Below are 18,823 nucleotides of genomic sequence, written 5' to 3'. Positions count from 1 at the left end.
TCGGTAGCGCATCGGATCGGTTTGAGGAGGCGCGAACGTTTCGCGATCGTCTCTAGTCTCTACAATAGGATAGGTATAAAGATAAATGCCGATCGAGATTGCTCGTTGAGTTCACCGTTTAGCCAGAGAGATTCATCCCCCATGTCTCGGGATTCTTTTCAACTGACCCGCACCCTTTACGATCGTTCCGGTCCCGTAGCCGCAGTGGCGTTCAGCCCTGACGGGGAGATGCTCGCGATCGGCAGTTGTGACAGCGCACTCAAGATTTGGGGGGCTAAAACGGGCGATCGCCTCCATACGTTATTCGGTTATCCCCTCGGCGTTACCTGTTTGGCGATCGGGCCGCAATCGGATTTGCTCGCCGTGGGCGCCCCCGACGGTACCATCGATCTCTGGCATCTCCCCGACGGTCACTTGTTAGAAAAATTTTCCGTCCGAGGTCGCGTGACGGCGGTATTGTTCAGTCCGTCGGGAAAACGGCTGATCGTCGGCAGCGATCGCACCTTGGTCGATACCTTATTTTCCGCCCCCGGCGGCACCGCCTGTGACGACGGTTTTAGTGGGGACGAAGGGGGAACGATTCAAATTTGGAACCTCCAAACGCATAAATTACAACAGGCGATCGCTACCCCCAACGCCCCGGTCGAGGCGATCGCCGCCGGACACTGCACCTCGGTGTTTGCCAGCGCTCACCGCGACGGGACGATCAAACTGTGGAAGTTTATCGACGGCAGCCAATGCGGCAGTTTGCGAACCGGAGAGGATCCGGTCTATTCCCTCGCGATCGCTCCCGATGGCAGTCTCTTGGCAACGGGTAACAGTCAGGGACAAATTGCCATCTGGGCGATCGCCGAGTCCGCCAACCTTCAAGATCTGCCCTTACGCATCTTGGAAGGTCATCGCGAGATGGTCTATTGCGTCGCCATCAGTCCCGACGGTCACCTGCTCGCCAGTGGAAGCGGCGACAGCACCGTGCGGCTGTGGGAGATCGATCGCGGCGAGTTATTGCAGGTTCTGCACGCCGACAGCAACGACGCTCAAGCGATCCTGACTTTGGCGTTCAGCCCCGACAGTAGCACCCTAGTCGCCGGAATGGATCGCGGCGGCCTTCAGATGTGGCAAATTGGCAATTTGGTGGCCTGAGTTGGATGCGATCGCCACGCCGTCGGTCTCTCTCGTCTCCCGAGCCAAGTTTGAATCCGGAGGCACACGCTTCCCCGGTTTTGAGGATTGGGGAGAACGGTTTCGATCGAACATATAAAATAAACCTCTAGATTCTAAAATTTATATTCTATCTGTTTCTCACTAAAGGGATCGAGGGAGAGGCGAAAAACTTTTTGCCCCTCCGTTTCTGCGCCCCCCTATCGAACCGACCCACGAGCAACCCCGCAAACTTGACAGTAGCGAAGCCCTAGGGATAGCCCCCGAGCGGCATCACCATAAAATAATCTAATGGAGATCATTCAAAGAACCCAGGTTCTGGTAAATTACTTACATGAGATTCAACAATGAGATTCAACTCGCCTAGCGATCGACTCGTTCGGCGATCGCAGGAGTCTCGCTCTCGATCTTGGCTTCAATTTTCCGAGGCAAAATCGGGAATCAATTCTCACTAGCATTCACCCCCGGAACGAGGGGGTTCCTTGTCAAGATCGAACCGTCTGACGAGTCGGCAACGGACAAGTTATGGCAATCCAACCCATCAAACACCGATCGCGTCGGGTGGAAGCAATACTGGATTGCCAAGATTGGAATTAGGCGAACGGGGAGCGCGACAGCACCGATCGAAACCCAGGATCTAACGCCACTTCCATCGTGCGATCGCCCCCTGGACTCACTCACGAAAAAACCCACTAAAGATCGATGGGTGAACAGCAGCACTCGACCGCTAATAACGAGTGCAATAGCTTTTTTGTGGCGGTTTTTGGTAGCCATTGCGATCGCCATCATTTGAGCTTCACCTTTCAACCCAGGACAATTGGCCATGCAAATTACCAATCACATCCATTTTAGGAACGTAAAAGGAGATATCTTTGGCGGATTGACGGCAGCAGTCGTTGCCTTACCGATGGCCTTAGCATTCGGGATTGCTTCCGGTGCAGGCGCTTCCGCAGGCTTGTGGGGAGCTATTTTAGTCGGCTTTTTCGCCGCCTTATTTGGCGGAACGCCGAGCTTAATTTCCGAACCCACCGGACCGATGACCGTCATCGTCACCGCCGTGGTCGCCGAATTGATGGCGAAAGATCCCCAAAACGGGATGGCGATGGCCTTTACCGTCATCATGATGGCCGGAGTGATGCAAATGCTATTTGGTGTGCTGCGCTTAGGCCGCTATATCACCATGCTCCCTTACAACGTCATTTCCGGGTTTATGACCGGAATTGGGGTGATTCTCATTTTTTTACAAATCGCGCCTTTTTTGGGTCAAGAAACCCCGGGTGGGGGCGTTCTTGGCGTCATCAAAGAATTACCGACCTTAATCGCCAACACCAATCCTTACGAAGCCTTTTTAGGAGCGCTGACATTAGGGATCGTGATTTTTTACCCGTCTAAATTGAAGACGATCGTCCCGCCGCAATTAGCTGCCTTAGTGGTGGGGACGATCGTTTCCTTACTGTTCTTTAGAGGGATAGAAATTCGCACGATCGCCACCATCGGTGAAATCACTCCCGGCTTTCCCGAATTTCGGCTTCCCATGTGGACTGCAGAAAATTTTCGCTTGATGTTTGTCAATGCCACCATTTTAGCCGTCGTCGGCTCGATCGACTGTCTGCTAACCTGTTTGGTTTCTGACAGTTTGACCCGGATGGAGCATAAATCCAATAAAGAATTAGTCGCCCAAGGAGTCGCTAATTTAGTCACGGGTTTGTGCGGCGGCATTGCCGGATCTGGCGCGACTACAGCCACCGTGGTCAATATTAAAGCAGGGGGACGCACCGCTTTATCGGGAATTAGCCGCGCTTTGTTCCTGTTAATTGTCGTTTTGTGGGCGGCGCCGTTAACGTCGGTGATTCCTCTGGCCGTGTTGGCGGGAATTGTTTTAAAAGTTGGGATCAATATTATCGATTGGGCATTCCTAAAACGAGTCCACCAAATCTCCTTAAAAGCGGCGGGGATTCTGTACAGTGTCGTCTTGCTGACGGTTTTTGTCGATTTGATGGTTGCGGTTGCCGTGGGGGTATTTATTGCCAATATCTTGACGATCGATCGCCTGGAACGGTTGCAATCTCATTCAGTGAAGGCGATTACGGATGCGGACGATCAAATCGTGTTGAACTCAGAAGAAAAAGAGTTGCTAGATTTGGCGAATGGTCGGGTGTTGCTGTTTCATCTAAGCGGTCCGATGATTTTTGGCGTGGCGAAAGCGATTTACCGAGAACATGGGGCGATCGCCAATTACGACGTATTGCTGGTGGATTTGAATGAAGTTCCGATTCTTGGCGTGACTTCATCTTTGGCGATTGAAAATGCAATTCGAGAGGCCATTGATGCCGATCGCGACGTCATTGTTGTTGGTGCGACAGGTAAAGTCAAAGGTCGTTTGGAAAAACTCGGAATTGCAAGTTTAATTCCAGAAACTCACTGGATTCAAGACCGACTCAGCGCCTTGCAACGAGGTTTGGCGATCGTGCGCGAAAAACAAGGAGTCAATTACGATTTGGTCGATGAGTCGTCGCCCTCGGTTTCGTAATTGGACTGTCTTTAGCCCCCAGATCTTCTGGGGGTTTTGCAATTCGATCTTAACTCTTAAGTTTGGCGATCGATAAGTCGTTCATTTTCCAACAGATTGCTCGATCGTTTCGAGAATTTTACCGTCTTCAAAGTTTTCTGCAAGTGCAAAAATGCGATCGCAAAACAGGTGGTAAGCCGGATTGGACTGTTTGATGCGTTTACCCTGTTAGTCAAAGCAGCTCGACGATGTTGATTGGAATGCAAAAAAATGTATTTTATTTTACAAAAAGTCTTAATAGAGATTTTCTTAAATAACGGGGTGGCTTGCCGCACGTTTTGTAGTAGATCTCTGGCAAGCTTGTCAAAAGTTCCATTTTTTACATTTTTTAAGGGACTTAGCTCCCTGATTTTGTAAGAGATTTGCTGTGTTCGTGGCTTGGGCAGAGGGTGAGTCTGGTTCTCGGCGGCGTCGGGCGATCGCCGCGCGATCTGCTCGGTTAGGGGGCTAAAACTGCAGCCGAGCGGCGAAAAATTACCGAAAATCGTCGCGTCGCTTCCTCGAAACGGTAAGATGAGAGTTTGACCCATTAACCGCTTTTAAGATGGCAGAAACGCTTTTTTTCAACGCCCTCCGGGAAGCCATTGACGAAGAAATGGCTCGTGACCCTTCAGTATTCGTCCTCGGTGAAGACGTGGGTCACTACGGTGGTTCCTATAAAGTCACGAAAGATCTGTGCAAGAAATACGGCGATCTGAGGGTTCTCGACACGCCGATCGCCGAAAATAGCTTTACTGGGCTTGCGGTCGGTGCGGCATTGACGGGACTGCGCCCGATTGTCGAGGGGATGAATATGGGCTTTCTGCTCCTCGCGTTCAACCAAATCGCCAACAATGCCGGAATGTTACGCTACACCTCGGGTGGCAATTTTACGATCCCGATCGTCATTCGCGGTCCGGGGGGCGTGGGGCGTCAACTCGGGGCCGAACACTCCCAACGGTTGGAAGCCTATTTTCAAGCGGTGCCGGGTTTGAAGATCGTGGCTTGCTCGACGCCGTACAATGCGAAAGGCTTGCTCAAAAGTGCGATTCGCGATGAAAATCCGGTGCTGTTTTTCGAGCATGTCTTGCTTTACAACTTAAAAGAAGATTTACCCAGTCATGAATATGTGGTGCCGTTGAATCGAGCCGAGGTGGTGCGATCGGGTAAAGACGTGACGATTCTGACCTATTCGCGGATGCGTCACCACGTCATGCAGGCCGTGCCGCAATTGCAAAAAGAAGGGATCGATCCGGAAGTGATCGATCTGATTTCGCTCAAGCCTTTGGATCTCGAAACGATTGGCGAGTCGATTTGCAAAACCCATCGGGTGATTATCGTCGAAGAATGTATGAAAACGGGAGGCATCGGCGCCGAACTGACGGCTTCCATTGACGAACACTTTTTTGACGAGCTCGACGCTCCCGTGTTGCGCTTGGCGTCGCAAGACATTCCCACGCCGTATAACGGGATGTTGGAGCGTCTGACGATCGTTCAGCCGGGACAAATTGTCGAAGCGGTGCAGAAAATGGTGACCCTGCAAGTGTAAGGGCAGCCGCTTCTCGGATTTTGGATGGGGGGCGATCGCGCGGTTCCCTTTGAGCCCGACGCGGAGAAGGTCGAGCGACGATCGCCCCGTCGCACGGGGAACCCCGAACCACCGATCCTCTAAAATCTCTCGTCTCCAGAACAGTTCTCGCAGGACCAGACTATGCAAAAACAGCGTTCTTTACTCGCCTTAATTGCCGTTTTATTCGTCGCGGCGATCGTCATCTTAAATCAAGTCGAAATGCGTCTGGGTTTGGACTTGCAAGGCGGCTCTCAATTGACGATTCAAGTGCGCCCCTCGGAAGACGTGCGTACAATTACCCCCGAGGTGATGGAAGCGGTGCAAAGCGTGGTTCGCAACCGCGTTGACGGCTTGGGGGTGGCCGAACCGATCGTGCAGACCGTCGGCGACGATCGCATCTTGGTCCAGCTTCCGGGAATTAGCGATCCGGAACAAGCCGAGCGCGTTCTCGGCGGGACGGCCCAACTCGACTTTCGCAAGGAAGTGCGCAATCCGGAACTCAATGCCGAGGTGAACGTCCGACGCCAAGAACTCAGCGATCTGCTCTTGAAACAAGTCAACCTCGAACAGGAGGGCAACGCGGAGGCGATCGAGGCCAATAAGGCGGCGATCGCCCAAAAACAAGAGCAAATTAACGAACTCAGTGGCCGCCTCTACGAACGCACCGGACTGACGGGTAAAAACCTCGAATATGCCGACCCCCAACCCGCTCAAGCGGGCAATCTCTGGAATGTCGGCTTGGAATTCGACGCCGAAGGCGGTCGCTTATTTGCCGAGCTGACCAAGGAACTCGCCGGAACCGGACGCACCCTCGGCATCTTTCTCGACGATCGCCTGATTAGTTCCCCCGTGGTCGGCCCCGAGTTTGCCGAAACCGGAATTACCGGAGGACGGGCGGTGATTCAAGGCCGTTTTACCGCCCAGGAGGCGAACGATTTGGCGGTGCAGTTGCGCGGTGGGGCTTTGCCCGTTCCCGTGGAAATTGTCGAAAACCGTACCGTGGGCGCCACGTTGGGCCGCGATAGCATCGATCGCAGTATCTATGCGGGGATTGGCGGTTTGATCTTGGTGCTGATCTTTATGGCGGTCTACTACCGACTCCCCGGCGTCATTGCCGATATTGCCCTGACGATTTACGCGGTGCTGACTTTGGCGAGTTTTGCCTTGCTCGGGGTCACGTTGACTCTGCCGGGAATTGCCGGGTTTATCTTGAGTATCGGGATGGCGGTGGATGCCAACGTGCTGATTTTCGAGCGCACTCGCGAGGAGTTGCGATCGGGGAAAAGTTTGTATCGCTCGGTGGAATCGGGTTTCTACCGCGCTTTTTCCAGTATTTTAGATAGCAACGTGACGACGCTGATCGCTTGCGGGGCTTTGTTCTGGTTGGGTGCGGGGTTGGTGCGCGGTTTCGCCCTGACCTTGGCGATCGGGGTGTTGGTGAGTATGTTTACCGCGATTACCTGCTCGCGAAGCTTGATGTTTTTCGCGATCGGTATTGACGAATTCCGCCGACCCGAATTGTTCTGCCCCGACCTCACCACTGTCAATAAAGCTTAGGGACCGCGAGTGCGATGAAGTTACACATTATCAAACAGCGCAATTTATGGTGGGGGCTGTCGGCGGCGGCGATCGCCGTCGGCGCGATCGCGATCGCCATCTCCTGGACGACGATCGGCGCCCCCCTGCGTCCCAGCCTCGATTTTGTCGGCGGGACGCGCCTGCAATTGGAACGCGACTGCAGCCAACCGAGCAATTGTAGCGAACCGATCCAAGCGAATGCGGTACGCGAGATCCTCTCCCAACAAGGGTTGGAGAACAGCAGCATCCAAGTGGTCGGCAACGCCAAACAGGCCCTGTCGATCCGCACGTCTACTCTCGACGTGGAACGGCGCACCAATCTGGAAAATGCCCTCACCGCACGCTTCGGCGAGTTCGACCCGCAGAAGAAGCAAATCGATACTGTCGGGCCGACGGTCGGACGGGAGTTATTTGCGTCCGGGATCTTGGCCCTGCTGGTAGCCCTCGGGGGCATTATTGTTTATTTGAGTTTCCGCTTTCAGTTCGATTATGCCTTGTTCGCGATCGTCGCCCTGTTTCACGATGTCTTGATTACTGTGGGACTGTTCTCGATTTTGGGGTTGGTTCAAGGGGTCGAAGTCGATAGTTTGTTTATCGTGGCGTTGCTGACGATTATCGGCTTTTCGGTCAACGATACGGTGGTGATTTACGATCGCATCCGCGAAACCACGAAACGAGAGCAGGGAAGTTCGATCGACGATATCGTCGATGATGCGGTCAATCAGACCCTCGGGCGATCGATCAATACGACTCTGACGACGGTACTGACCCTGACGGCGATTTTCTTGTTTGGCGGCGATACGCTCAAGTATTTTGCCCTGGCGTTGATCGTCGGCTTTATCAGTGGGGCCTATTCGAGTATTTTCGTCGCCAGTACGATGTTGGCGTGGTGGCGCGAACGCTCGGAACCGGAGGGGGCGATCGCCCCGGAAGTCGCGACTGAGGTGGATTCGTCGTCAAGTTCTCCAGATTCTTAAGCCAGTTACCCGGGGATTGGCTAGGCTGTTGGTAGGCTCAATTACAACCCGAATATTTCGATGGATCCTTCTGACGATCTGCACGACGTTGAGGCGGACTTAAAGCGATTGCTGTTCGATCCGACTTACGAGCGCCAAATCGAACGCCTCCACCGCCTCACGGTTTATTTTCGCTGGATGGTGGCGATCGCCCTCTGGCTGACGGTGGGGGCGTTCAGTCTCTGGAACTTGCGCGCGGATATCGCCCTGATTTTCGACCATTTCACCTGGGCGTCGTTACGCTACCTGTTCAGCCTCTGGTACAACCCCTTTCCCACCTTGGGATTGCTCGTCTGTATCGCATTCACGGTGGCGATTTTAGTGTGGCAAAGTCGCAATATCTTGTGGGGCTTGTCTGGAGAGGAGCGATCGCGCCTGGAACGGCAACTCTGGCGCATTCGCTGTCAAGGGGAATCTCACCCCCTCTGGCGTTTTGTCGGCAAGGAGTGAGGGCGATCTGGGGCGATCGCCTGTCCCCCTAAGCTTCCACGGTCTCGGGAAAGGTCGCAAATCCTCGAAAATCTTCGTCGGCTCCACTCAGTTGCACCCATTCCACTCCCAAGCTTTTTAAGTGCTCTACCAGGCGATCGCACGCCGGACGTTCGGTGGCGTAGTGTCCCGCATCGATCAAAATTAAACCGCGATCGCGCGCTTCCTGGAATTGGTGAAACTTACAGTCCGAGGTTAAATACGCCTGCGCCCCCGCTTTGACCGCCGCATCGATATAACTGGCTCCGGACCCTCCCAAGACGGCGACCCGCTCGATCGTTTGCTCCATCGCCGCGTCTACGGAAACGATCAGTTCGGGGGGATTGAGTTTACTTTCGATCTTCCTCAATAAATCTCTCACTTTCAAGGCGGGTTCGAGAACGCCGATCCGCCCGTATCCCAAACCGTCCTGGGTCGGGGCGATCGGTTCGACCTGTTTGAGCGCGAGCAACTCCGCCAGTACGTCCGCCGTCCCGTGGTTCACTTGGTCGAAATTGGTATGGGCGCTGTAAATCCCGATCTGATGGGCGAACGCCAACCGCGCCATTTCCGCGATCGGCTCTCCGGTCACTAACCGCCGAAGTCCTCCAAAAATCAGGGGATGGTGGGCGAAAATTAAATTCACTTCAATCCCTCTCTCCCGTAGGGCGATCGCCTCGCGCATCACCGCCAAGGTCGGCGTCAGACAGACCAACACCCGCGCGGGTTCTCCCGTCACCCCCGGTTCCACCTGCCAGCCGCAATTATCCCATTTCTCCTGCCATGCCGGATCGGCCCAGCCTTCAAACCACCGAATTAATTCCTTAACGTTCATTGACTCTCAACTTCCTCAAAGCCACGTTTCTCACCGTAGCGCAAGCTCTTCCCCCTAAAACTCCCCCTCTATGGGGAAAAATTGCTTCGTTCCCGGCGCGTAAGTCCAGGCAAATCCCGCCGGATCTTTGCCCTGACTCCATTGAGTAAACTCCGGTTTCGATTTATTTTTGCTCACCGTCGTCGGATGCACCCCCAACCGCGCCGCCAGTTGCGATTGATTCAGAGGTGCAGGTAAGGTCACTCGCGCTTTTTTAGCTTTCGGCGCCTTCAAGCGCTCCGGTTCGGGGGTCACCGGGGTAATTTCCGCTTCGATGGTTTTCCACTCGGGAGATTTAATGCTCGAAAAGCAGTAAACCATGCCGCCATTTTCGGTAATTTCATATTGGGCGCTAAATTCCCGGGCGCGCGTGTCTAAATACTCCTGGGCTTCGTCTCCGGGAATGTCGGCTTCCATCGCAAAATCTAATACCGTCAGCCGCCCTTGATGTTCTTGGATCAGTTTGTAAAATACGGCATTGAGTTCCACACTGCGGGCTTCATTTTTTTGGGAGTGGTTTTTCCACGCCCAAGCAATCCCGGACACGATCGCCCCCGCTACCACCAGGCGCCACGCGGACAAAACTAAGGTCACGCCGATGACAACGGGGACGATAAAGACCAAGCGGGATTCGAGGTTATCTTGTGTGGGGTTGGCAGGACTGGCCGAAGTCGTCTTTTTCTGGCGACCTCGGTTGACTTGAGGATCGGCAGACATCTCGATCTAGAAGTTCGCTTGCGGGTTGAGTTGACCCAATTGTTATCCGAGTTGCATTATCGCACGAGTTTCCGCCCCGCGCGATCGCCGCCCTCGGATCCGTCCCTCGAACCTGGCGATCGCTCGCCCCGTGGCCAATTCTCTCGGATTTTAGGATATTGTAAAGTTAAGTAAATTTTTAAACCTTTGCTCGCTTCGCTCCATGACTTATTTTAATTCCGCAGAGCCGATCCTCCGTTGGAAGCAAGAAGAACTCGATATTCAAGATTTACAAGGACTCTGGCGAATTAATTGGCAAATCGGTCGTTTAACCCTAATTCAGCGATTTTATACCCGGATCGATCTCGTGTTTGTCTTCTGGGGATGGATTGTGGCGGCCATGTTTGCGATCGCCCAATTTTGTCCTATTTCTTGGCAAATACAAGCCAGTTTGTGGACGATTTTAAGTCTGTTGGGAACTGCCACCATGGCCTATCTTTCTTGGTTTTGGGTCACTGTCGAAAAGTTTCGCTGGTTGGTCTATAGCTGGAGTGTTTTGATAGGTATTGGCCTAGTTTTGACCGATGCCAGTATTTTTTACGGTTGGGCTGTTGTTTTAATTCGCCTCTGTCCTTTATGGCTGATGTTGACGGCGATCGGCTATTTCATTATGGCTTTGGGAATGCGATCGCGCACCTTTGCGATCGCCGCTCTCCTTCATGTCTCGGCGACTGTCTTACTCCCTTCATTCTCCGCATGGCAATTTCTCTTCACTGGAACTACGATTTCCGCTACATTACTCCTGTTAGCCGAACTGCAATGGGATATGCGTCCGCCCATCGACAGCGATGTTTTAACCCCCCAACAGCGAGAATTTAACCGCAAACAACAACAACGGCGTCAATTGAGCGGCTGCTGAAATGTTACATTTCTTAATTTAAATCTTTAATTTTCATTTAGAATTCGCCGCTTTTCCCAAAACCGTGAGTTAGGATGGCAGCCAATGGGCGGGCGAGTCAACCTCCTTGGTTTTTTGGGTTTGATTGCTCGTCCGCACCGGGTACCATCACGGGATTTGTACTGTTTGGCCCGTGTTCGAGTCGCCATCCGAAGGAGAACGACGTCAGGATGCGCGAGTGGTACCGATAAGGCTGGATGCAACAAGCGGTGCAAGCGAGTCGAGCGGTTGTTTCCCGGTATGGGGTTTTTGTCGTTTCCCCCGTTTTGCGATCGCCAAGGGGATGCGAAACCATCCATCAGAGCAGTCTGAGGCGATCGACAGTTCAAAAACCCAATTGGAAACCACCGCACTTGTTGTCACCCTTGTGGTTAAGGATTGAAACCTTAACAGTCATTTTTCTTTCAATAATCCGGCTGAACCGCACCTATTTTAATCCAGGTGTGAATAAGCAGAATCACCCCTTCAACTGACGAGTTGGAGGGGTGATTCTCTGGGAAAGACTCAGTGTTTACGATCGCCTTTTATGTTGTCGTTGTTGCTGTTCGATCTGGTGAATTTGTGCTAAAATATGCCGCCATTGGGCTGCAATTTCTTTTGCCGAATCGTCATTGTGAAATTCGAGGTAAGTCACCGTTTTACGAATTAAATACTTAAATTCATCCGGGGCGATCGATTTCATAGCCAGCGCGATAAAGTGAATGGGAAGATCGTTTAGAGTTGAGCGTTTATCTTGTATTTTATATTGTATTTTATCGTGTAAATTTATCACATTTGAAACTGCGATTTTTACATTTATCCCTTAAGTTTGTCGTCGCTTCCCGAGGGCGATCGTTACTTCCTTTGAAAAACAAACTCAATTTGCTTTTCTCTGATTTTTTAAGGGTTAATTTTTAAAATTTCGGTACAAAATTACTTAAAATTGAGCCATGCTTTTATAATGTTAACAGACCATTAGGCCAAATTTTATAACTTAATAAAAGCGATTATATTGAAAAAATTGAGTTAGCATCGTGACGAGCTTACCGGAAGAGGAAAAAACCTACTATCCCAGCGTTCGAGTTCGCGTTAAGCGTCTTTTTGAAGCATTGCTCACTTATGCGAATCACGAATGTACCGATGGGGATATTTTGCAAATTACCGTCACTTGGCAAAGCGAAAACAAACTCGTCGTTCGCACCAAGCTTCATATTCTTGAAAACCTGACCGAACGAGACCTTTATCCCGGTAAATTAACCAAAGACCAAATCCGAGAAGCATTACAAAATTTAGAAAACTTTCTCGAAATTTTGACCGCCAACGAAATCGATCCCGCCGGGGATGAAGACTGGCATTTTACCCTGGAAGTTTGGCATGGCAATGATACGGAAGCAAATTTGAAACAATTCGATTTAGAATGGCATCAACGCCATACCAACGATCCGGAATACTTGATTTAATTACGAATTATGTTAGAGCTTTTAGGCATTTTTATTAAGATGCTGCTATATTCTAGTTTTGCTTGTAAAAGCAAGGATTTCTAGATTTTAAAAATCAATTAATATGGGAGAGAATTCGCTTCAAGGGTTGATTTGATATAAAGTTATTGCATCTGGAATTCCTTTTAAATATTGAGAACCGATGCACTCGATTTTGAGGTCTAAGTGACGGCAAACGACTTGATAGACAATTTGAGAAAGACAGATACCGCCCGGGCGTGCTTTTCCTTGCAAACGAGCGGCTACATTAACTCCCGTTCCGAGAACGTCGTTCCCACTAAAAAAGACTTCTCCAACGTGGATACCGATGCGGTGTTGCAAAACCCGATCGCGGGGTAATTTATTGGCAGCTTTGCTAAAAGCGATTTGAATTTTTTGAGCGCAAGCTACGGCTTTAACCGCACTGTCAAAATAAAGTAGTAATCCATCTCCCATGGATTTGAGAACGCGCCCGTCAAAGCATTGGGCGACTTCTCGAATGAAGCTCAAGTCGCGATCGAGTAATTCGAGGGTCTGGCGCTCGTTAGCGACCATATGTTCGGTAGAATCGACGACATCGGTAAAGACGATCGCGGCGAGGGTGCTGCTGTGCGCGAGGGACATTAACGATCCGGAGGCGGGTATATTTTGGACTTTACCCGCTTGGGAAGCATCGGATACGGCGCGACGATCGCCACTGTTGGAAAATGCTCGTTCTTGTCGTTTGAATAGGGGGATGGACTGTCGGGAAATGCCGCGATCGGCGATCGCCTGACAAGCGAAATCGTAAGCTTTTTCTATCGATCGCCCGGAACCGATTTCGTCGTAAAAGTTCACGGCAAAATCGACGGCGACACGATCGCCAATCCCGCGATCGATCCCGATGGTATAGGGAATGTGTCGGGCGATCGCTTCTGCCTGAATCTTACTGTAGCAACCGTCGAGCAACACGCATTCGATGCGACTGCGAAATAACTCGAACAAATGTCCTAAAGATGCCGCATTGACGAGGCGAATCCGAGCGCCTTTTTCTTCAAACGCCAAGCCGTCAATTTCTATTCCACGTCCGAGAAAATGAACGATATGAGGTTCGTCATCGAGCAGGGCGCGGCGCCAGTCATCGGGATGAAAGGCTGATTCGGTCAGGATTTCAAAGCGATCGTGCCTGCAAGTGCGTTGCAAACCCCGTTCGAGTTCTTGCTGTTGGCGATCGAGGTTCAAGCTCTCGGACCGAGAAACATAAGCCGCTAGAATCAGAATTTTTTTGAGGGCGTTACGATCCATTGGAGCGGTTGATAGAGGCATGGCACACCATCTCCTAACGCTGAGTTGGATGGGGTTGTTAGGGATCTATTCTGGCGATGGCGAACTCACTGGCTCACTTGAAGTCTAGAGATCGCCCCTAAGTGCGGATTGAGATCGAGTCCGCGATCGAGATCGCACGGTCGAATGTAACGGCTAAAACTTGGAGATCGACTAATTCTTTTATAACTTAAAATTCCACGGAGAAATAGAGGCGATCGCGGTTCATCAGCCTGAAAAAGAAGCTGCGGCGATCGCATGTTTGCCTACAAAAAAAGCCCGATCGCGATCGGGCTTGAGAAAAACATAAAAATAAAACAAAAGAAAAGTCAACGAAAAGCGATCTAACTTTCCAGTGCTTCCGCACCGCCGACCACTTCGAGAATCTCTTGAGTAATTGCCGCTTGTCGGGCTTTGTTATAGGTCAGCGTCAACGTCCCGATCAACTCGCTGGCGTTGTCGCTGGCGTTGTTCATCGCCGTCATCCGCGCCGCCAATTCGCTCGCTGCAGCTTCTTGCAGGGCGCGCAACAACTGATTGTTGAGGTACAACGGCAACAAAGCATCCAAAATTTGGGTGGGATCTTGCTCGAAGATCATGTCCCGAGGGAAGCTTTGCGGCGAAGGGGAGGTTACTTTTTCCCGTTCGACTTGGAAACTGCCGCCTCGGGTCGTCAGGCGGAAGATTTCGTCGTCGGAGGCTTCCAACCCTTGCGGGTCGAGGGGGAGCAAGGTTTGAACCACGGGTTTGGAACTGATCAGCGAGACAAACTTAGTATAAACAAGTTCGACGCGATCCACAGTTTCGGACAGGAACAAAGAGAGAAGTTCGTCGGCAATTTCCGATGCTTCCTTCGCCGTCGGGATTTGTTCGAGTCCGGTATAATTGGCTTCGATGGGCGCGTTGCGACGTTTGAAATATTGAGTCGCCTTGCGTCCGACCAAGATGTATTTGTAATCGAGTCCTTCCCCTTTGAGTTCGGCAGCGCGCGCTTCCGCCCGTTTGATGATGTTGGTGTTGTAGCCGCCGCACAAGCCGCGATCGCCCGTGACGACCAGTAAACCGACCGTTTGAACCTCCCGTTTTTTTAACAGGGGCAAGTCCACATCTTCAAAGCGAAGGCGGGACTGCAAACCGTAAAGCACTTGGGCGAGGCGATCGGCAAACGGACGAGTTCCGAGTACCTGCTCTTGAGCGCGACGGACTTTCGCCGCCGCCACCAAGCGCATCGCTTCTGTAATCTTTTTGGTATTTTTAACCGATGAAATGCGATCGCGAATCGCTTTGAGATTTGCCATAATATTTCCCCAGAATTCACAATTCCTTCACTCAGAAATCAGAAGTCGGACGAGTTGGCGCCGCTTCTGATTTCTGTAGTCGAACTGGCGAGTTGAAGCGAATTCCTGACACTCACTTCACGACGGAGAAGCCCGCAGGAGCGCATTAATCGCTCCCCGACGTCCCCAGACGGCTGTTTACGCAGTCGCCATGAAGGATTGTTTGAATTCGGTAATGCCTTCTTTGAGCAGGTTTTCCGCTTCTTCTTCCAGCTTCTTGGTGCTTTGGATCAGTTCGACGTACTTGGGCTTGCTGGTTTTCAGGTACTCGCGCAGGCCCTTCGTGAACGCCGTCACCTTATCGACAGGAACGTCATCGAGATAACCGTTAATCCCGGCATAAATGACCGCGACCTGTTCTTGGACCGACAACGGCGAATTCTGGGGTTGTTTCAACAGTTCGCGCAAGCGCTGACCGCGCGCTAACTGTTGCTGGGTGGCCTGATCTAAGTCCGAGGCGAACTGAGCAAATGCTTCGAGTTCGGCGAACTGGGCCAGTTCCAGTTTCACTTTCCCGGCGACTTTCTTCATCGCTTTAGTTTGCGCTGCCGAACCGACCCGGGACACGGAAATCCCGGCGTTCACCGCCGGACGCAGACCGGAGTTGAACAGGTCGGAAGACAGGAAGATCTGACCGTCGGTAATCGAAATCACGTTGGTGGGGATGTACGCCGAGACGTCACCCGCTTGGGTTTCGATGATCGGCAGGGCCGTCATACTCCCGCCGCCGAGTTCGTCGTTGAGTTTCGCGGCCCGTTCGAGCAAGCGGGAGTGTAAGTAGAACACGTCTCCCGGATAAGCTTCGCGACCGGGGGGACGACGCAGCAGCAGGGACATTTGACGGTAAGCTTGCGCTTGTTTGGAGAGATCGTCGTAAACGACCAGGGTGTGCTTGCCGTTATACATGAAGTATTCGGCCAAGCTGGCTCCGGTGTAGGGAGCGAGGTATTGCAGGGTCGCCGGGTCGTTGGCGTTCGCCGCGACGATGATCGTGTAGTCCATGGCGCCTTTTTCTTGCAGGGTGCCGAGGACTTGGGCGATCGTCGAGGCTTTTTGGCCGATCGCCACGTACACGCAAACGACATCTTCATCTTTTTGGTTGATGATCGTGTCGATCGCGATCGCCGTTTTTCCGGTCTGACGGTCGCCGATGATCAATTCCCGTTGTCCGCGTCCGATCGGAATCATCGAGTCGATCGCCGTAATCCCGGTTTGCATCGGTTCGCACACCGAACGGCGGGCGATAATTCCGGGGGCGGGAGATTCGATCAAGCGGCTTTCGCTGGTGTTGATGTCGCCTTTACCGTCGAGGGGACGACCCAACGCATCGACGACGCGACCGAGCATCGCTTCGCCGACGGGGACTTGCGCGATTTTTCCGGTGGAGGTGACGTTCGATCCTTCTTGGATGTTGTAGCCGTCACCCATCAACACCGCCCCAACGTTGTCTTCTTCCAAGTTGAGGGCGATTCCGACGGTGCCGTCTTCAAATTCGAGCAGTTCCCCCGCCATGGCTTGTTCCAAGCCGTAGATACGGGCGATTCCGTCACCGACTTGCAGCACGGTTCCGACATTGGAGACTTTGACGTCTTGGTCGTACTGCTCGATTTGCTGGCGAATAATATTGCTAATTTCGTCCGGTCTGATGCTGATCATGGCAGTTGTTTGATATTAGTTATCGACGTTCACCGTTGATTGTTTGCTGTCGGGGGTTGAGGGTCGAGCTGAGCAGACGACCCAAGACGTAAACAGCGCTCAACCATCAACGAAAAAGCAGATCGTTATGTGGCGCTACTCAGGCGCACCCCTATCCGGCGCAGTTGACCCCGCAGGCTTGCATCAATGACCTGGGAGCCGACTTTGATAATCACACCCCCGATCAGTTCGGGGTCGATTTTCGTTTCAATTTCGACATTGCGGGCGTCGGTCATGGATTTGACGCGATCGCGTACCGCCTGCTGCTGGTCTGACGAGAGTTCCACCGCAGAGGTGACTTCGGCCAGAACCGTTTGGTTTAATTTGCGTAGCAGGTTGAGGTATTGCGCGCAAATGCCTTCGAGGAAAATGATGCGTCCGCGATCGACCAACAACATCAAAAAGTTGCGGGTAAAATGTTGGAGATCTTCCCCGCCAATTTGTCGGAGAATCGCTTTTTTATCCTCGTTTTTGACAAACGGATTTTCCAACAACTGCTTGAGTTCGTCGGAGGTTTCCAACAAGGCTTTGAGCGATCGCATGTCCTCGCCAATTTGCTCGGTCGCGTCGTTCGCTTGCGCCACCGACATCAGGGCTTGGGCGTAAGGCTCTAGAATTTGGGCTTGTATAATACTCATCGACTCCCTCCGAGCATCGCAATACTGTTGTCAATCAGCTTTTGCTGTTTGCCTTCGTCGAGTTGCGTTTTGAGTTGGCTTTCAGCCCGTTCGAGAGCCATAACCGTCACGCGCTGGCGCAGTTCGGCGATCGCCCGTTCTTGGGCGGCGCTCAGGTCTTTGCCCGCTTCCGCTTTGAGCCGTTCCAAATCTTTCTCGGCTTGCGCTAAGATCGCTTCTCTGGCTTTTTCGGCCTGTTGTGCCGCTTGTGCCTTAATCTGTTCGGCTTGGGCTTGAGCTTGCGCGAGTTTCTGTTCGCGATCGGCTAGTTGAGCCGCCGCTTCCTTCTGACGTCGTTCGGCATCGGCGATCGCCTCTTCGATCTCGGCCCGTCGTTGCGCCAAAATGTTGCCCAGAACTTTTTGACCCAAATAGAACAACAAACCGATGACGATCGCCAAGTTAATGACATTCGTCTCAAAAAAGTCTAGGTTTAAACCAAAACCTCCTTCCGAAGCCGCTTCGTGGGCCGAAGCCAGCAACCAAAAAGTCCCCATGATACTCAATCGATAACTTCCTTAACTTTATCCAGTTTTCGGTCTCAATGCCGTGAGTAGTTAGAGGAAAAAATACTAACTAATAAAAGTTGAAATCTTTCTCCCCTAACTATTAACTAGCTCGGAGCCTAAGAGTTTTTCGAGAATCTGGCGACTTAAGGTATCGACTTGTTGCTCTAACGAGTTCAAGGCTTCCTGTTTTTGCCGATCGAGTTCTTTCTGGGCTTCTTCGCGCTGAGCTTGAGCTTCTTGCTGAGCCGCAGCAATTTTGTCGGCTGAAATTTTTTGCGCTTCGGCCTGAGCTTGGGCAATAATTTCTTGAGCTTTCTTGCGGCTGCTCGCTAGGGCTTGCTCGTACTCCCTTGCCAGATTTTCGGCTTTCGCCAAGCGTTCTCGGGCCTCTTGTTGGTTCGAGCGAATGTAGTCGCTACGTCCGTCAATTGCATTGCTCAGGGGCTTGTAAAAGACGGCGTTGAGGATGGCCGCTAAAATCACAAATTGTAGGGCCATTAAAGGCAAGGTGGCATCAAAGTCAAACAAGCCACCTTCTGCCGTTTTTTCTACTGCTAATAGGATTGTCCAGTGCGTCATAAAAAATCGCTACCCTCTACCGATTGGGTTCGCTTTGCTTGACGACAACAAAATTAAGAGTGAAATTTTGTAGAGACGCGAAACCTCACGTCTCTACAAAGAAAAGGGGGAAATCTGATTAAGCGAACGGGTTGGCAAACAGCAGCACGAGGGCAACCACCAAACCGTAAATCGTTAACGCTTCCATGAAGGCCAAGCTCAACAACAAGGTGCCGCGAATTTTGCCTTCGGCTTCCGGCTGGCGGGCAATCCCTTCAACCGCTTGTCCTGCCGCATTACCTTGACCGATTCCAGGACCGATCGCCGCGAGACCGACAGCCAGAGCAGCAGCAACAACCGAAGCAGCAGCAATTAAAGAATCCATGATGCTTTTCCTTCCCTACAAGTGCAAAAGTAAC

18 protein-coding genes are annotated in these 18,823 nt (G+C 52.0%); 8 read left to right on the top strand and 10 right to left on the bottom strand.

Annotation, left to right across the window (positions count from 1 at the left end):
- The first annotated feature begins 141 nt into the window (after positions 1-141).
- The 6 genes from JJD41_RS10025 to JJD41_RS10000 all read left to right on the top strand — a co-directional run bounded on the left by JJD41_RS10025 (position 142) and on the right by JJD41_RS10000 (position 8,323).
- Positions 142-1,143 (top strand): WD40 repeat domain-containing protein, encoded by a 1,002-nt coding sequence (locus JJD41_RS10025; RefSeq protein ID WP_200665788.1) that lies wholly within the window; start codon positions 142-144, stop codon positions 1,141-1,143.
- 841 nt (positions 1,144-1,984) lie between these two features.
- On the top strand, positions 1,985-3,691 hold the full coding sequence (gene bicA / locus JJD41_RS10020) for a bicarbonate transporter BicA (RefSeq protein WP_200665787.1): 1,707 nt from the start codon (positions 1,985-1,987) through the stop codon (positions 3,689-3,691).
- A 583-nt stretch (positions 3,692-4,274) separates the two neighbouring features.
- A complete protein-coding gene (locus tag JJD41_RS10015; RefSeq protein WP_200665786.1) occupies positions 4,275-5,258 on the top strand; it encodes an alpha-ketoacid dehydrogenase subunit beta in 984 nt (327 codons plus the stop codon).
- A gap of 162 nt (positions 5,259-5,420) precedes the next feature.
- On the top strand, positions 5,421-6,836 hold the full coding sequence (secD, locus tag JJD41_RS10010) for a protein translocase subunit SecD (RefSeq protein ID WP_200665785.1): 1,416 nt from the start codon (positions 5,421-5,423) through the stop codon (positions 6,834-6,836).
- Between the two features lie 14 nt (positions 6,837-6,850).
- Complete coding sequence (gene secF / locus JJD41_RS10005; RefSeq protein WP_200665784.1) at positions 6,851-7,834, top strand: protein translocase subunit SecF; 984 nt, start codon at positions 6,851-6,853, stop codon at positions 7,832-7,834.
- Between the two features lie 60 nt (positions 7,835-7,894).
- Positions 7,895-8,323: a hypothetical protein gene (locus JJD41_RS10000; protein ID WP_200665783.1), complete on the top strand. Its 429-nt coding sequence runs from the start codon at positions 7,895-7,897 to the stop codon at positions 8,321-8,323.
- Between the two features lie 28 nt (positions 8,324-8,351).
- Here the strand turns inward: JJD41_RS10000 and JJD41_RS09995 are convergent, their stop codons facing one another.
- Entirely contained in the window at positions 8,352-9,176 is an 825-nt protein-coding gene (locus JJD41_RS09995; RefSeq protein WP_200665782.1) for a Nif3-like dinuclear metal center hexameric protein, read from the bottom strand.
- A gap of 54 nt (positions 9,177-9,230) precedes the next feature.
- Entirely contained in the window at positions 9,231-9,932 is a 702-nt protein-coding gene (locus JJD41_RS09990; protein ID WP_200665781.1) for a hypothetical protein, read from the bottom strand.
- A gap of 202 nt (positions 9,933-10,134) precedes the next feature.
- Here JJD41_RS09990 and JJD41_RS09985 point away from each other — a divergent pair, with 202 nt between their 5' ends.
- Positions 10,135-10,830 (top strand): hypothetical protein, encoded by a 696-nt coding sequence (locus JJD41_RS09985; RefSeq protein WP_200665780.1) that lies wholly within the window; start codon positions 10,135-10,137, stop codon positions 10,828-10,830.
- Between the two features lie 550 nt (positions 10,831-11,380).
- Here the strand turns inward: JJD41_RS09985 and JJD41_RS09980 are convergent.
- Positions 11,381-11,551 (bottom strand): hypothetical protein, encoded by a 171-nt coding sequence (locus JJD41_RS09980; RefSeq protein ID WP_200667367.1) that lies wholly within the window; start codon positions 11,549-11,551, stop codon positions 11,381-11,383.
- A gap of 331 nt (positions 11,552-11,882) precedes the next feature.
- On the opposite strand from JJD41_RS09980, the gene JJD41_RS09975 reads away from it, so the two are divergent.
- Positions 11,883-12,308: a hypothetical protein gene (locus JJD41_RS09975; RefSeq protein WP_200665779.1), complete on the top strand. Its 426-nt coding sequence runs from the start codon at positions 11,883-11,885 to the stop codon at positions 12,306-12,308.
- Between the two features lie 120 nt (positions 12,309-12,428).
- On the opposite strand, the gene JJD41_RS09970 is transcribed toward JJD41_RS09975, so the two are convergent.
- The 7 genes from JJD41_RS09970 to atpE all read right to left on the bottom strand — a co-directional run bounded on the left by JJD41_RS09970 (position 12,429) and on the right by atpE (position 18,789).
- A complete protein-coding gene (locus JJD41_RS09970; protein WP_200665778.1) occupies positions 12,429-13,631 on the bottom strand; it encodes an adenylate/guanylate cyclase domain-containing protein in 1,203 nt (400 codons plus the stop codon).
- 341 nt (positions 13,632-13,972) lie between these two features.
- Positions 13,973-14,926, bottom strand: a complete 954-nt coding sequence (locus JJD41_RS09965; RefSeq protein ID WP_200665777.1) for a F0F1 ATP synthase subunit gamma — start codon at positions 14,924-14,926, stop codon at positions 13,973-13,975.
- A 177-nt stretch (positions 14,927-15,103) separates the two neighbouring features.
- Positions 15,104-16,621, bottom strand: a complete 1,518-nt coding sequence (atpA, locus tag JJD41_RS09960) for a F0F1 ATP synthase subunit alpha (RefSeq protein WP_200665776.1) — start codon at positions 16,619-16,621, stop codon at positions 15,104-15,106.
- Between the two features lie 125 nt (positions 16,622-16,746).
- Complete coding sequence (atpH, locus tag JJD41_RS09955) at positions 16,747-17,298, bottom strand: ATP synthase F1 subunit delta (RefSeq protein ID WP_200665775.1); 552 nt, start codon at positions 17,296-17,298, stop codon at positions 16,747-16,749.
- Positions 17,295-17,834: a F0F1 ATP synthase subunit B gene (locus JJD41_RS09950; RefSeq protein WP_200665774.1), complete on the bottom strand. Its 540-nt coding sequence runs from the start codon at positions 17,832-17,834 to the stop codon at positions 17,295-17,297. Before JJD41_RS09950 ends, atpH begins: the two co-directional genes overlap by 4 nt.
- A 105-nt stretch (positions 17,835-17,939) precedes the next feature.
- Positions 17,940-18,425 (bottom strand): F0F1 ATP synthase subunit B', encoded by a 486-nt coding sequence (locus JJD41_RS09945; RefSeq protein ID WP_168569733.1) that lies wholly within the window; start codon positions 18,423-18,425, stop codon positions 17,940-17,942.
- Positions 18,426-18,543: 118 nt separating this feature from the next.
- Positions 18,544-18,789 (bottom strand): ATP synthase F0 subunit C, encoded by a 246-nt coding sequence (gene atpE, locus JJD41_RS09940; RefSeq protein ID WP_168569732.1) that lies wholly within the window; start codon positions 18,787-18,789, stop codon positions 18,544-18,546.
- Between the last annotated feature and the right edge of the window lie 34 nt (positions 18,790-18,823).

The sequence above is a fragment of the Oxynema mangrovii CENA135 genome, assembly GCF_016632315.1.
Lineage (GTDB): Bacteria > Cyanobacteriota > Cyanobacteriia > Cyanobacteriales > Laspinemataceae > Oxynema > Oxynema aestuarii.
This window is presented reverse-complemented; position numbering and strand designations above follow the sequence as displayed.

What these genes read in the sequence shown, in the direction of transcription:
- JJD41_RS10025 (WP_200665788.1), top strand. Translation starts at nt 142, where the DNA reads ATGTCTCGGGATTCTTTTCAACTGACCCGCACCCTTTACGATCGTTCC.
- bicA (WP_200665787.1), top strand. Translation starts at nt 1,985, where the DNA reads ATGCAAATTACCAATCACATCCATTTTAGGAACGTAAAAGGAGATATC.
- JJD41_RS10015 (WP_200665786.1), top strand. Translation starts at nt 4,275, where the DNA reads ATGGCAGAAACGCTTTTTTTCAACGCCCTCCGGGAAGCCATTGACGAA.
- secD (WP_200665785.1), top strand. Translation starts at nt 5,421, where the DNA reads ATGCAAAAACAGCGTTCTTTACTCGCCTTAATTGCCGTTTTATTCGTC.
- secF (WP_200665784.1), top strand. Translation starts at nt 6,851, where the DNA reads ATGAAGTTACACATTATCAAACAGCGCAATTTATGGTGGGGGCTGTCG.
- JJD41_RS10000 (WP_200665783.1), top strand. Translation starts at nt 7,895, where the DNA reads ATGGATCCTTCTGACGATCTGCACGACGTTGAGGCGGACTTAAAGCGA.
- JJD41_RS09995 (WP_200665782.1), bottom strand. Translation starts at nt 9,176, where the DNA reads ATGAACGTTAAGGAATTAATTCGGTGGTTTGAAGGCTGGGCCGATCCG.
- JJD41_RS09990 (WP_200665781.1), bottom strand. Translation starts at nt 9,932, where the DNA reads ATGTCTGCCGATCCTCAAGTCAACCGAGGTCGCCAGAAAAAGACGACT.
- JJD41_RS09985 (WP_200665780.1), top strand. Translation starts at nt 10,135, where the DNA reads ATGACTTATTTTAATTCCGCAGAGCCGATCCTCCGTTGGAAGCAAGAA.
- JJD41_RS09980 (WP_200667367.1), bottom strand. Translation starts at nt 11,551, where the DNA reads ATGAAATCGATCGCCCCGGATGAATTTAAGTATTTAATTCGTAAAACG.
- JJD41_RS09970 (WP_200665778.1), bottom strand. Translation starts at nt 13,631, where the DNA reads ATGCCTCTATCAACCGCTCCAATGGATCGTAACGCCCTCAAAAAAATT.
- JJD41_RS09965 (WP_200665777.1), bottom strand. Translation starts at nt 14,926, where the DNA reads ATGGCAAATCTCAAAGCGATTCGCGATCGCATTTCATCGGTTAAAAAT.
- atpA (WP_200665776.1), bottom strand. Translation starts at nt 16,621, where the DNA reads ATGATCAGCATCAGACCGGACGAAATTAGCAATATTATTCGCCAGCAA.
- atpH (WP_200665775.1), bottom strand. Translation starts at nt 17,298, where the DNA reads ATGAGTATTATACAAGCCCAAATTCTAGAGCCTTACGCCCAAGCCCTG.
- JJD41_RS09950 (WP_200665774.1), bottom strand. Translation starts at nt 17,834, where the DNA reads ATGGGGACTTTTTGGTTGCTGGCTTCGGCCCACGAAGCGGCTTCGGAA.
- JJD41_RS09945 (WP_168569733.1), bottom strand. Translation starts at nt 18,425, where the DNA reads ATGACGCACTGGACAATCCTATTAGCAGTAGAAAAAACGGCAGAAGGT.
- atpE (WP_168569732.1), bottom strand. Translation starts at nt 18,789, where the DNA reads ATGGATTCTTTAATTGCTGCTGCTTCGGTTGTTGCTGCTGCTCTGGCT.